General features: G+C 42.1%; 13 protein-coding genes. 7 read left to right on the forward strand and 6 right to left on the reverse strand.

From position 1 onward, the window contains the following. Window positions 1-5 precede the first annotated feature (5 nt). Window positions 6-542: a hypothetical protein gene (locus QNM16_RS21955; protein WP_284022423.1), complete on the forward strand. Its 537-nt coding sequence runs from the start codon at window positions 6-8 to the stop codon at window positions 540-542. A 104-nt stretch (window positions 543-646) separates the two neighbouring features. Here QNM16_RS21955 and QNM16_RS21960 read toward each other — a convergent pair whose 3' ends face one another. The 3 genes from QNM16_RS21960 to QNM16_RS21970 form a co-directional block, all read right to left on the reverse strand. Continuing rightward, the gene (locus QNM16_RS21960; RefSeq protein WP_284022424.1) at window positions 647-2,353 is read right to left on the reverse strand and encodes an ATP-binding protein; all 1,707 of its coding nucleotides are present in this window, start codon (window positions 2,351-2,353) and stop codon (window positions 647-649) included. 563 nt (window positions 2,354-2,916) lie between these two features. Next, a complete protein-coding gene (locus QNM16_RS21965; RefSeq protein WP_284022425.1) occupies window positions 2,917-4,281 on the reverse strand; it encodes a serine hydrolase domain-containing protein in 1,365 nt (454 codons plus the stop codon). A 135-nt stretch (window positions 4,282-4,416) separates the two neighbouring features. Then, a complete protein-coding gene (locus QNM16_RS21970; protein ID WP_284022426.1) occupies window positions 4,417-4,854 on the reverse strand; it encodes a DUF4174 domain-containing protein in 438 nt (145 codons plus the stop codon). 127 nt (window positions 4,855-4,981) lie between these two features. Between QNM16_RS21970 and QNM16_RS21975 the strand changes: the two genes are divergently transcribed. After that, window positions 4,982-6,985, forward strand: a complete 2,004-nt coding sequence (locus QNM16_RS21975) for a protein-disulfide reductase DsbD family protein (RefSeq protein WP_284022427.1) — start codon at window positions 4,982-4,984, stop codon at window positions 6,983-6,985. Next, window positions 6,969-7,577 carry a thioredoxin family protein gene (locus tag QNM16_RS21980; RefSeq protein ID WP_284022428.1) on the forward strand — a complete coding sequence of 203 codons (609 nt, stop codon included), beginning with the start codon at window positions 6,969-6,971 and terminating at the stop codon, window positions 7,575-7,577. Before QNM16_RS21975 ends, QNM16_RS21980 begins: the two co-directional genes overlap by 17 nt. Before the next feature lie 57 nt (window positions 7,578-7,634). Here QNM16_RS21980 and QNM16_RS21985 read toward each other — a convergent pair whose 3' ends face one another. Then, complete coding sequence (locus QNM16_RS21985; RefSeq protein ID WP_284022429.1) at window positions 7,635-8,321, reverse strand: cupin domain-containing protein; 687 nt, start codon at window positions 8,319-8,321, stop codon at window positions 7,635-7,637. Window positions 8,322-8,784: 463 nt separating this feature from the next. On the opposite strand from QNM16_RS21985, the gene QNM16_RS21990 reads away from it, so the two are divergent. The 4 genes from QNM16_RS21990 to QNM16_RS22005 all read left to right on the forward strand — a co-directional run bounded on the left by QNM16_RS21990 (window position 8,785) and on the right by QNM16_RS22005 (window position 11,897). Further along, window positions 8,785-9,198, forward strand: a complete 414-nt coding sequence (locus tag QNM16_RS21990) for a LexA family protein (protein ID WP_063362145.1) — start codon at window positions 8,785-8,787, stop codon at window positions 9,196-9,198. Then, on the forward strand, window positions 9,186-10,445 hold the full coding sequence (locus QNM16_RS21995) for a Y-family DNA polymerase (RefSeq protein WP_284022430.1): 1,260 nt from the start codon (window positions 9,186-9,188) through the stop codon (window positions 10,443-10,445). Before QNM16_RS21990 ends, QNM16_RS21995 begins: the two co-directional genes overlap by 13 nt. Before the next feature lie 410 nt (window positions 10,446-10,855). Further along, window positions 10,856-11,644, forward strand: a complete 789-nt coding sequence (locus QNM16_RS22000; RefSeq protein WP_284022431.1) for a substrate-binding periplasmic protein — start codon at window positions 10,856-10,858, stop codon at window positions 11,642-11,644. A 79-nt stretch (window positions 11,645-11,723) separates the two neighbouring features. After that, window positions 11,724-11,897: a hypothetical protein gene (locus QNM16_RS22005; RefSeq protein WP_155401410.1), complete on the forward strand. Its 174-nt coding sequence runs from the start codon at window positions 11,724-11,726 to the stop codon at window positions 11,895-11,897. Between the two features lie 80 nt (window positions 11,898-11,977). On the opposite strand, the gene QNM16_RS22010 is transcribed toward QNM16_RS22005, so the two are convergent. Then, entirely contained in the window at window positions 11,978-13,009 is a 1,032-nt protein-coding gene (locus QNM16_RS22010) for a sugar phosphate isomerase/epimerase family protein (RefSeq protein ID WP_284022432.1), read from the reverse strand. A gap of 19 nt (window positions 13,010-13,028) precedes the next feature. Next, window positions 13,029-13,946: a myo-inosose-2 dehydratase gene (gene iolE, locus QNM16_RS22015; protein WP_039607906.1), complete on the reverse strand. Its 918-nt coding sequence runs from the start codon at window positions 13,944-13,946 to the stop codon at window positions 13,029-13,031. Window positions 13,947-13,974: the final 28 nt, after the last annotated feature.

Below are 13,974 nucleotides of genomic sequence, written 5' to 3' on the forward strand. Positions count from 1 at the left end.
AGACCATGAACAAGTTAATTATCACTCTAATGACATTAGTACTTACAGCATGTGGCGGCGGTTCTGGTGGCTCGGAAGGTCAAAGTAACCCTAGCGCAGCAACTTCAAGCAGTAGTAATGCGGCAGCGCCCGCGCCAGCGACAACCAGTACAAGTACACCAACAACGGCAGAGCAAGATACGACTGATACTGGCGATACAGTAGTGGCACAACCTCAAGGTGAAGGTATGGATAGTATGGATGTAGATGTGGCATTTGATTTCAGAAGCAACGTGGCGGTCGAGGTAACCTTAAGCGAAAATGTAGTCAGTGAACGCGCTTTCATCAATATCTGCAAGCAAGGTGAAAGTATCACAAACGCTGATAACTGCTTCTTAAGAGCGCCGTTGGACAGCAATGGTTTTACAACACAAATACAGCTACCGCATGCAGATCAAAAGCTTAAAGCCGAGATATGGTTCTACAGCACATCGAAAGAGCCTTTGGTATACAACTGGGAAGTAGATGCCAGTCAACAAACACAAACTTGGGTAATCAACTAACTCCAATTTGCTCAGGGGGCATGAAATCATGCCTCCTACATTTTCATTCCTAAAGCCTTCCCCAAAAGATCATCAAGCAACATCACCGACCTTTCAACCAATATTCAAATTAGGCGACTAATCGCCTTAAACATTGAATACATAGCGACAGGCTTACCGATGTGATCGGCAAACCCCAAAGCTTTATAATGTGCGATATCTTGGGGCATTACATTGGCGGTTAGCGCAATGATGGGCACATTTGAGTTTACTTTATGAATTAACGCGAAGGCTTCCAGCCCATCCATTTCAGGCATTTGAATATCCATCAGCACGATATCATAGCGTGCCTTCTCAAACGCCTGCACAGCTAACCAGCCATTTTCAACCAAATCGACTTGCGCCCCTGTTTTTTCCAGCATCTTTTCAATGACGAGTTGATTTACTTTATTATCTTCAGCAATTAGCACCTTAATACTCGAGAAGTCAGGTAGCGTATCTTTGTCAGACTTTGCACCTACCTTATTAGAATCAGCTTGTGCCAAGGGCAAAGTCACCGCTATTTGTGTGCCTTTACCTTCCTCGCTGGCAATATCTATCTCCCCTTTCATCAAATTGACGAGACTTGAAGTAATCGCCAAGCCAAGCCCCGTTCCACCATATTTTCGAGTTGTAGACGAGTCTGCTTGCTTAAAGCGGCTAAAAATAGACTTTTGCGTCTCTTGGTTCATTCCGATACCCGTATCTATCACCACAATAGATAACCCGTTGCGTCCTTGGTCCTGCATCGTTTTAACTTTAATTTGAATACCACCAGCATGAGTAAACTTGACAGCATTTGACACTAAATTAAGTAAAATTTGCCGAACCCGCACTGCGTCACCTAGCCAGATTGGATGACAGCTCTTCTCAATGTCTGTTTCAACAGTGATCGACTTCTCGTGCGTTGCACTTTTTAAATCCGCGACCACCGACTCTACGGTTTCTAATATCGAAAAAGGCGCAACTTCCAATTCTAACTTGTGTGCCTCGATTTTCGAAAAATCTAATATATCGTTAATAACGGTCAGTAAAGACTTTGCAGAATACATGGCCTTTGAAACTAGGTGCTTAGACTCGGTATCTAGGTTACCTTGCTCTAGCAACTGCAATGTCCCCAAAATGCCATTCATTGGGGTTCGGATCTCATGACTCATATTGGCTAAAAACTCACTTTTAGCACGAGACCCCTGCTCTGCCTTATTTTTTGCTTCTATTAATGCTTGATTTTGTTTGCGCATTTTATCGCGAGAACGTTTTAATTGACCTGAATACTTTCGATTAAAAAACCCCACGTTACAGCAATATAAATAAATACTTGAAGCCGCAACAACTTGAGTTATAAGCGGTGATTGCTCAACAAAATCAAACCCCAATAAAAGCCCACCTGATATGCCTCCTACTATTAAACAAGCACTACAGCTGTAAAACCGCTTTATCCCACCTAATATTAAGCTATTGAGAGAGTTGACAATTAATAGCGCAAACACCACCCAAACCTGAAAGCCCACAACCGCAAACCAAGTACCATAAAACAATGCATCAAGGTGTAAATTGGAATACTCTGCGGCCTTTTCATCAGACACTACTCGGCTGTGAAAGCGGGCTAAGTGAGGCCAAATAAGGCAATTTAAAATGATAAAGACAATATAGGTTGGTGTTAGATTGGCATACAGCGCCCCAACCAACATCACTGCCATAAGTACGCCACCGATTACTCGAGGTGCATAATTTTGCTTTGCCAACGAAGGCTTGTGTTCGGCAGTTTTTCTTTTTGTTTGAGCAGACGTCATGTCAAAGGTTTCTGTCTAAGCGCAGCTTATCCTTTAATTTTATACACTAAATCACGCATTATTATCTATTTTTTAACTTAATTTGTTAAAAAGTTTCTTTGAAAAGCACCTCATAGCTGCCTCACGCCTATGAGAGCCCTCTCTTGACGGGTTCAAAATAACATAGATAAGGCATGTAACGTCATGACAATAGCCAAACTCAGCGCTCCCCCCACTCCAAGCCTTGAGGCGTGGCTTTTCGATTTAGTTCTTGCCCATACAAACCAAATCATAAGAGAGTAAAGCAGAATTTCGCTTAAATATTTAGTCGATAACACACTGATTGATAGATCAGTTTGCCAAAATGCCGGAGGTAAGCTCAAAAAAAGCCAAGACCAACTCAACTGGTAAAGGACGCTTATTGGTATAAAGCATAAAATTACCGCTTTCCATAACGGGTAAACGATTGCTTTATGCTCTTCAAGATTCGTCTTGTCTTTACTCAAGCTTGAATAAACCTCTTACTGGATAAGGATAAAACAAGTATTTTACCCTTCTATTTATCATTTACATCTTCAACTTACTTATAGTTTAACGTAAGCGGCTTGTTCACCATGGATAAGGTGCGTTGGCACTAGCTTAATTTTGTTAGCATTTTCCCGTAAAGTAAAATAATGTTCTGTACATTCATAGGAGTAAGCGTTGTTCTCTCGCGGTATAATAAGACGTTTTTCCTCTCCCTCATGTTGAGAATAAAGACGATTGTTTTCAAACGTAATAGAAAGGGTTTGGGAGTCTATGGAGCGATAATCGCCCACCAATTTTTCAGCCAATGAGGTTATTTTGTCTTCGTCTTTGATCGGCTTTGGAGACAGCTCAAGCGTAATGGCAACCATATCGAGCAATGCAAGACCCGGAAAGTACTTATCTTGGTTACTCATTCCGGTGGCGACCAAGTCATGTTCAGGCAAATACACATGCCAAGTAAAAAAGCCAGGCACCATACCAGCATGGTTGTAACTTATCTCTCCCCCTAATTTAAAGACATTCAGCCCCAATCCATAATTTACAGTTGAGTTATCATTGAGTCGCACTTTTTGGGTCATTAAGTTCAAACTTTTTTCACTGACAACTTGCCCAGACATCAAGGCTTTATTCCATACCTTCATATCTTGTAAAGTAGAAGCGATAGCGCCTGATGCGTGGATCCAGCTACGATCCACTTTCCATGCCCTGTCTTTTGATTTTTCTGCTTTAATGTGCTTTTTGGGTGCATCAAAGTTGGTCGTATATCCAACCACGTCATTCACACGTATCCCTTGTGTGACAACAAATGTATTGTCCATCCCCAAGGGCTTAAAAAATGTATCTTGCATATACTGGTTATAAGGCATACCAGCGGATACCTCTATTGCTTTGCCTAACAGGATATAGCCTAAATTAGAATAGACATGTGCATCTCCCGAGTTAAAACTCAGCGGCAGCCTCGTAATGATCTTAATCACTTTATCTAGTGATGCATAGTTTCCCCAGACATTGTTCACTGTAGGGTCACCTAAGTAATCGGATAGGCCAGACGTGTGGGTTAATAAGCTAAAAAGCGTTAAACCTCTATACTTAGGATTAATATCAGGAATAAACTTCCCTATCGGATCTTGCAAAGACAAGGTGTTATTTTCAGCCAACTTTAAAATGGCAGCGGCCGTGAACATTTTTGTCACAGATCCTATCTGCATTACATCATTTATCTTAAGCGGTCTTTTTGTCTTAAGATCTGCCAAACCGGCTGCACCGCTATATATGACTTCATCGGATTGCACCAGCTGGACAATCAACCCCGGTTCATCAGCAGCACTGTGACACTGTAAAACTGCATCAAACTCTCTGTCATCTGCATGACTAGTAAATGCACATAGCCCTAAACATATACTTAGTACACTCTTTTTCATCTTAATTCATATCCTTTGGGTCTTGTTATTGTTGTGACCGAGCTATAACGTGCAAAAGTGATAAAAAGGGTGAAAATTTATTTATAACCTACTTTGACCCACAAAACAAAGTAACGATATTGGCACAAGACCGCGTTACCTTGCCTTTAAGCGACTTAGCTCTAACTGCCTCATTGGCATAGCGTCAATGTCTCGATATATGGTGTTTTCATTCAAGTTTTCAAATCTATAACTTGCTTTTATAGTGCCATCCAAGCCAATTAAATGCGCTGTACTTTCAGGCATGTCATCGCAAAGTTGAAACTCCAAAGGACTCGATTGCATATAACCTTTATTGAGTTCAAAAGCACCAAAATATGAGTTTGAAAAAATCCGTAACCGCCGTTTATCTAACTCCTGATGATTGAATTTCGCAGCCAAACGCGTCAGATTACGCTCTTGCAGAGCACACACAACCAGAGCTCTACTTTGCCACCGCAATTGCTCTAATGTAGATATATCAGCCCAAGCGGGATAAACCATGCCAAGCTTGATAGCGACCACCAGATGAAATACTGTTTTATTTAAAAGCATACTTCCTCCCAAAACGATTTAATACGTCTTGATTACATAGTAAGCTCATCAATACGGTCATTTTATGATCTAATTTTCTCTATATTGGTATAACTATAATTAAAAAATAATAGGATAAAGCAGTGTCATGGTAAGACTCGTGTGTTTGTTATTGCTGATTTTCTCTGCTGGTGTATTTTCTCAAAATACCGCGACTGGGCCGCATATTGAAGTGGCACTGGTGTCAGAGCATAATCAAGTACGTGTTGGTGATACGCAGTGGCTAGGAGTCTTACTGAGCCCAGATAAAGACTGGCATACCTACTGGCTAAACCCCGGTGATTCAGGTGAGGCGCCCACCATACAATGGCAAAGTGATGCAAACATTGAATTTGGAGATATTCACTGGCCGCTTCCAAAGCCCATTCAAGTCGCTCACCTTGTTAACTATGGCTACGAAGGTGTGACCTTACTCATGGTTCCTATTAACCTCAAGCAGATAACCAAAAAACGCATCTCTATTAGCGCCGACCTATCTTGGCTAGTCTGTAAAGAAGACTGTATTCCCGGCTGGGCAACATTAAAGATAGATTTGCCTGTCTCAGACACTATAAAACTTTCAGAACACTCAAACCTATTTGAGCAGACGCGATTAAACTTACCAGAAAAGCACAAAAACACCGCGCAGTTTGAACTTACCAGCACGCACCTAGGATTACAAACCACTCTACCTTATCAATCTGACTGGCACGTATTTCCTTTTAGAGGAGATGTGATTGCTCATAACGCAGAGCAAGCTTGGGCGCATCGAGCAAACAGATCACAAGTGGTCATATCCTTATCAGACTACTTTGCGACTCCAAGCGAGCCACTCAACTTTTTAATCAGCGATGGTAAAAATGGCTTTTACGTTGAGGCCATCCCCAATGATACAAGTGGCGCGGATAACAATTCCCCGTCACAATCCCTTTGGTTAATGCTGCTATTCGCGTTTATCGGTGGGCTCATTCTTAACATTATGCCCTGTGTCCTACCCATTCTGTCTATGAAAGCGCTGTCTTTCGCACAGTCACAAAAGGCAAATCAATGGGGATACCCCATCGGTGTTTTAGTCAGCTTTTGGTTATTTGCGAGCATCATTCTGGTATTAAAAGAGGCTGGGAGCGCTGTTGGCTGGGGCTTTCATCTGCAAGAGCCATTGCTTATTGCTGGGCTGGCGTTTTTATTCACCTTTATTGCCATGATGTTGTGGGATTTACTCCCAAAAGGCATCAATCTGGCAGGCGTGGGGCAATCGTTAACGGGCGAAAGTACCTTTACTCAGCAGTTTTTCACTGGAGTACTGGCTGTCATTGTCGCCTCTCCCTGCACCGCGCCATTTATGGCTACAGCGCTCGGTGTAGCCATGATAAGTCCAATGTTAGATACCCTCGCCATTTTTACCGCACTCGCTGTCGGGTTTGCACTGCCTATGACGCTACTTTCGCTGTCTACTCGTTTTGCTGCATTGCTCCCAAAACCTGGGGCTTGGATGCAAACATTTAAGCATTTTCTTGGCTTTCCCATGCTGGCTACTGTTGTCTGGCTTGCTTGGGTATTTCTGTCTCAGACCAGCAGTTTTGGTCAGCTGTGGTTGTTATCAGGACTATTAGGGTTTACATTTTTTATTTGGTTGTCCGCAAAAGTTAATCGGGTCTATTGTGTTATGAGTCTATTGCTTGCCATGACATTTGCAACGTTTTGCAGTGTCAAAGGCACGCAAGCAACCAAAGTAATCAGCAAGCAAAAAAACAATCACTTTAGTGCACAAAAACTCACCGAGCTACGTAATAACAATCACGTGGTGTTGGTGAATATGACCGCAGATTGGTGCATTACGTGTAAAGTAAATGAGCAAGTGGCTTTGAACAATGCTGACCTACAAGCCTTATTTGAAGACAGCAAAGTCGACTATTTAGTGGGTGATTGGACCAACAAAAACCAGGCAATTTACGAGTATTTAGAACAGTATCAACGCTCTGGTGTGCCTTTATACGTTGTGTATGCGGGTAACCACAGTAAGAAAGTTTTACCTCAGGTTTTAACACCTGACATCGTAATAAACGCTATTCAACAAGCAAAGAAGGAGATTAACCATGCAACGTCTAACTAAATGGCTCATGCTGTCTATGCTGTTTGCACCATTGCTCAGTATCGCTGCAGCGAAAGTAGACACCCTCGCCCCTGACTTTAAGCTGCAGGACTCATTTGGCAAAACCGTTAGCCTGTCTGACTTTAAGGGCAAATATGTGGTGCTTGAGTGGACAAATCATTTGTGCCCATATGTCGTGAAACACTATGGTAGCGACAACATGCAATCTTTGCAGCGGCAATACACGCAAAAAGACGTCGTGTGGCTTTCCATTATTTCCTCAGCAGAGGGAAAGCAAGGTCATGTTAGCGCAAAAAAGGCCAATGAACTAACCCAAAAACGCAATGCTTCGCCGTCACACGTATTGTTTGATGAAGATGGACAAGTCGGGCGATTATATAAAGCAAAAACCACCCCACATATGTACATCATAAACCCACAAGGTAAGTTAAATTACGCAGGTGCAATCGACAGTATTAAATCAGCCAACCCCGCTGATATCGCAAAAGCAACCAATTATGTCACAGCAGGCTTGAACAACTTGCTGGCGGGTAAGCCTGTTACACAAAAACTAACAAAACCTTATGGCTGCTCGATAAAATACAAAAGTTAACTCAATATAGGATGTCGAGTTGAGTGCCCAACGTATGCGCTAACTCATTCGAAGCAATCACTCGACTTCTATCTCACCCAAGTTACAAATATACTCATCGCCCCACTCCATCACTTGATGCTCATCTAACTCCAATGCGCCTTGGTTTTGCAACGCAATGACTTTAGAGGCAACCAGTTCAAGTTCGTTCACATCGCAGGGCGCAAACAATTCAGGATGTGCCTCAGCTATTTTTTTCGCATTTTTTGGACAAACCGTATGTAATGGGTGCTCAAATGGCACATAAGGGCCAAGCAACACTTCAACCACCATGGGCTCGTCTTCAGCACCCCAAAAGCAATGTGGCGTAGCATGAGGGAATAAAATCACATCTCCCGGACCTACTTCTTTTTTCGCCATTTTTCCTTTGCATGTTTTCACAATAGCGGTACCAAAACCTTCCAAAACAGAAATCAGTCGACTACTTAAAGGATGTACATGCACATCACCTTTGGCCGCTGACTTTGGCGGAAACATATCAAATCCAAATGACAAACCATCTGCTTTTTGCATGACAATTTTAGTCAACATGCAATCTATTTTTTCCCATGCAACTGACTCAAACTCATTGTGGTTAGGCAAAACATGTGTGGGCACACGCAAAAAGTGATTGCCCTGCTGCCACTGCGATAGAACAAACTTATCAAGCTCAGCTCTTGTTAAGTCCCCTCTATTGGCAAGCAAATTGGTTAAGTTAGCAGACATATTCATATTCCTTTTTGACACTGTTCAAATTTCAGTTATCCGCTAGCTGTGTGGCTGTAGCTGACAACCTAGACAACATATTTATAGATGGTACTGACTGTAAAAACTCAAAACGAGTGCAAAGCGCACATATTTTTCGCTTTCCGACTGTTCAAACACAATTTAAAGTTAAAAAAATGTAACCAAAACATATGTAATGGTCAAATAAATACCCACAAAAGATATTAAGATTGGGTAATACGGGCCCCAAATTGCGCCCTCAAAACTGCGTCTCAGTTCATGTAAAAACACTCAACTTGTTAATATTAATAGCTTAAATGGCAGTTTAGCTGCACCAGATAATTCAATTCAAGGTGCACAGCTTCTTAGCTTTTATGAATTTTTTATACACTTGATGGCTGTGCTACTTGCACGACACGCAGGCCTCACACTATACTGTATATATAAACAGTATAGGTAACGTATGAAAGTAATCCCCATCAAAGCCCAAGCAGGTATCACTGGGTTTGAATCACCAGCGGCAGAATATAAAGAACTTGGATTATCGTTAGATCAACTCTTAGTCAATCACCCCAACGCCACATTCATCGGGCTCGCATCTGGCGACTCTATGCAAGGTGTTGGGATCTTTGATGGCGATTTGTTATTGGTTGATCGCGCTGTTTCCCCTCAGCAAAATGATGTCATTGTTGCAAATTTTAATAATGAATTTGTCTGCAAGCTGCTCGACTTACAAAATAGAGTGCTGCGCTCAGCATCTACCCTTTATGCGCCGGTCAAGATCAGTGAATGTGATCAATTCCAACTAGAGGGCGTGGTCACAGGTTCAATACGTATGCACCGCACAAACCCGGGCTTGACCAGATGTATGCGCTAGTCGATGCCACCTCATTTTATGCCTCTGCGGAGAAAGTCTTTGATCCGAGTATTCGCAATAAGCCTGTTGTGGTGTTATCAAATAACGATGGCTGTATTGTGGCAGCTTCGCCTGAGGCTAAGCGTTTAAATATTCCCAAGTTTCAGCCCTACTTTAAACTGAAGTCGGTTTTGGCTGAGCACAATGTCATTATTCGCTCTTCCAATTATGAGCTGTATGCAGATCTGTCAGACAAGATGATGAAGGTGATTAATCAATTTAGTGATAATCATCATATCTATTCTATCGATGAGTCATTTTTAAAATTCGAGGGGTTTGGCGACCTTGTTGACTCTTGGGAGCAATACGGACATGTTATCAGGCGCAGCGTATGGCGCTCCACCAAGCTGCCAGTTGGCGTGGGGTTTGGCCCAACCCCAACACTTGCAAAAGCGGCAAACCACGCTGCTAAAAAATTTAAAAATGCGACGGGTGTTGCGGTTATAGATAACCAACAAAGCCGCAGGCAAATACTGGCGAATTTAAACGTGGAGGATGTCTGGGGCATTGGCAAACGCCTGACCAAACAGCTCAATCAACAAGGCATCTATAGCGCCTTAGACTTAGCCAATCAAAACCCGCGTTTGATGCGAAAACAGTTTAGTGTGGTTTTAGAGCGCACAGTATCTGAGCTCAATGGCGAAGCTTGCCTGTCTTGGCATGAGATCACACAAAGAAAAAAAGAGATATACAGCACACGTAGCTTTGGCGAGCGCATCACAGATCCAAAAGCACTCAAAGCCGCATTGGCAACCCACTGTGCCATTGTCAGTAAAAAACTCAGAAAACAAAATTCATTGGCAAAAAATATTGTGATTTTTGCACATAGCTCACCGTTTGAAGACAGCTACTACAAAAAGTCTTTTATTCAGAAGCTCCCTGTCGCTTCGAGTGATGTTAGAGTATTTACACATGCTGTTAGTGACATTTTTCATCAACTATTCAAATCTGGCGTCAAGTATTACAAAGCAGGGGTTGGCGCGATTGAGCTTGAAGACGATACGTTTTTACAAACTGACTTATTCAGTCAATCTCAAGATAGCCCAGCTCTGATGAAATGCCTAGATGAAATCAATACCAGATTTGGCAATCACACAGCACGCACTGGCGCACAATTACAATCTAACGCTTGGCACATGCGCCGCGCGTTTTTATCGCCTTATTACACCACGCGCTGGTCTGATATTCCCTTGATAAAATGCCAATAACACCAATTTACCCACAGTGATCCAATTGAGTCACCTTCCTTTAGGAGAACTTAGCGAAAAAAACATCGCACCAAGACAGCATTTTCTATCCACAGTTTTTGTTAATAGGCTGTGGTTAACTTTTTTTATCTCTCAAATTTAATCAAAATATATAGTGATGTAATACTGTGTTCTATGCAACGCTAAGTGAATACAACAATATCGCCTCGCAATATATAAAATCCACATAAATCGATGAAAAATATAAAGTTTAACTTTATCACTCACAGATCCACTATCATTACTTTTCACAGCCAAGCAATCAAAAATAAAAATAATGGTGAAAATACAGGCTGATACATCACATGTTTCTCCATATTTATGAACTAAACTTGCATAGATATTAGCTGGTTGTTTTTTGTTCCAAATAAATGAGAAAGTATCTTTTTTTAATATTGTTCAGTTGTTGGCATGCCTATGCAGAAAACAGTATAAACATTGCGACTGGAGAATACCCACCATTTACTGGTAGCCAATTGGTTGATGATGGCTTCGTCAATCATATCATTCGTCTCGCCTTTGCAACGCAAGGAATGCAAGTGTCTTTCGTTTATTTGCCATGGAAACGTAGCTTTCATGCTGCAAAACTTGGCCAATTTGATATGGCGTCATACTGGGTATGCGAAAGTGAATATCAAAAGCACTTTTACTGTAGTGACGAGATATATCAAGGTGAGCTAAAAATGTACTTTAGAAAAGAAACACCTTTACCAAACTGGGAAAAACTCAAGGACCTGCAACCCTACAGGATAGGCGCAACACTGGGTTATGAATATGTTCCTGAGTTCCACAAGGCCATTAAAAATGATGAGTTGGATGTGCTCATGGTAAGTAACGATCAGCTCAACCTCAATATGCTCTTAAATAACAGAGTAGATTTAATTTTACTCAATGAAACAGTTATGGAGACACTGTTAAAAGAGCAGTTTTCTACTGAATACCAGAAACTACTTCAAGCACACCCAAAACCCTTTCTTAAATATCGTGCGCAGGTTTTGTTTCCAAAGGTATTAAATAACAGCCCACAACTCAGGAAAGCTTTTAATTCAGGGTTACAGCAGCTCAAAGAGTCTGGAGAGCTGAGCAAGCAATGGCAACGCATGATCCGAGGTGATTTTTCCAAGCTAAACAATAAAAATAAACAAAAAACACAAAGTTAAGAATAAAATATTCACAAAGGGACGATTAAGTGGTAAGTTTCAGTCTCAGCAAATTGGCTGACATTCATAAAGGAGTAATATGATGAAAAACATGAAATTGAAAAAGACCCAACTAAAATCTTTGTCACTTAAAAATAAAGCGCTTTCACACAAAAATACACCAGCCGTGGGCGGTGGTGCATCAGGCACTATGTGCATTACGCTTTCAGTAGATGACTGCTGTACGATTCCCCCAACAAAAGATTTTTGTTAATAAGTAAGTGAAAATAAAAGAAGTGACAGAGATGTCACTTCTATTGAACAACATTAAATATAAGCAACAAATTTATCCGTTCAACACCGGCTCTGCTGCAACTTACTTCTCACCTCATTAAGCTTCGCTTGAGTAAATTCATAAGCTTGCTGCGCTATTTGATAGGCATCTGGATATTGATTCGGCGTATCCACTTCAGGCACCCAAAACTTGCGTCGGGTCAAACGAAGACCCTGATCAAATGCACCCACCGCATTAAAAATCTCCACCGCAATAGGGCCATCAAATCGCGATAAAATAGGCGTAAATATGCCTTCCCACGGCAGCCAACAATGCACTAAATCCCCCCGGTCTGGCGGTGACGCTTGTGCGTAGTGCAAACGATTTTGATCAGCAAGGTAATTAATTTGCTGTGCAAACACCTCAGGCCCATCACCATCTAACGTCTCTTGTGCACTGTCGAGTACAACCCCCACAGTTGGATCTTCTATGCCATCTAAAAACGTGATCAACTGCGCCAGTTTATTCGGCCCAGGCGTCTCCCAATGGCTAATTGGCTCAATGGCTAATTTAACGCCTTTAGAAGAGGCATAAGCGCCAAGTTCAACAAAGCTTGGCTGTGCAGTTTGATAACGTAGCGCAAGTTCATCTTGTAACTTGTCACTCCATACGGCTTGACCATTTGGCGCATCAAATACAAAACCACCATAGGGGATCACCAATGGTCCCATCATGATTTCACCACCTAATGCAGCGGTAATATCAATGCGAGATTTTAAATAAGCAATCCCTGCATCGCGAACAGATTTAATCGCAGAGCTTGGGTCACACGATGTTGTTGCACCGACATTGGTCGCGACTTTGATATGCTCGAAACCCTCATCATCCATACGCTGACGAAAAGCCTTATAGGCATTTAGTTCATCCTCGTAAGTGGCAAATGCATAGGCTGTGGTGTCCTCTCTACCGGGATGAAACTCAAAACCGGTGTAACCCATTTCAACCAAACGTCGAATATGGGTCATCGCTTGGTCCAAAAATGCATCATCCTCTATTGAGAAGTTTGACCCAAACATAAAAAAGCTAAAATACATCTCCGTATTATGCTGCATGTGATAACTCCTTTATCACTTAAAGGCCAGTAACTTCTTGAAGATACTTACGCGCCATTTGCGCATACAGGAGCGGGGTTGCATTGGCAGGGTTTTGCTCTGCCTCGACAATCAACCACCCAGCAAAGTTTTTATCTGCCAGCGCCTGCAATATCTCTTTAAAGTCTAAGCAGCCTGCGGGGTCTCCCGGCACAGTAAACACCCCTTTTAAAATGGCCTCTTTAAATGACAAGTCATTGGCCAAACTGTAATCCATAATGTCTTTACGGATATTTTTTAAATGAACATGTCTGATCCGCTCACCATAAAGTCGAATAAACTCTAAATTGTCACCACCTGCAAAAAATAGGTGCCCCGTGTCCAAACAAAAATGCACACAATCAGGGTCAGTTAACTCCGCAAATCGCGCAATTTCGTCCATCGTCATCACCCCTGTGCCCATATGATGGTGATAACACATTTTCACCCCGTGACAATTGGCTTTATGGCCAAGCTCATTTAAGCCATCGGCCAGCCTACGAAACTGCTCATCTGTAAACTTAGGTGCATTAGGCACTAAGGCAATGGGTTGCTGATGAGATGAACCGCCAAGTTCAGCCAGTACTAAGTCCCCACTTTGCATCTCTTTCAAAAACTGGATTTCTTGCTCAAAACTTTGAAACGTTTGCTCTTTCATATCGTTTATAGTGAAGTAAGTACTAACCCACGGCTCAGAAATCACTAGTCCGCGCATATCTAACTCACGTTTTAATACCGCTGGATCAGATGGGTATTTATGCCCACGGCTACAGCCTTCAAAGCCAGCCAGAGCCATCTCACTGACAATTTGCTCAAATGGGATCCCGATATCAATATCTAAAAAGTCATCGTTGACCCATCCAGTTGGGGTAATACCAAATTTTACAGCGCCTTGTGGAAACATTGTTTGTCTGCTCATGATAAACATCCTGTTGGTGACATAAATG

The sequence above is a fragment of the Pseudoalteromonas umbrosa genome (genome assembly GCF_030125375.1).
GTDB lineage: Bacteria > Pseudomonadota > Gammaproteobacteria > Enterobacterales > Alteromonadaceae > Pseudoalteromonas > Pseudoalteromonas umbrosa.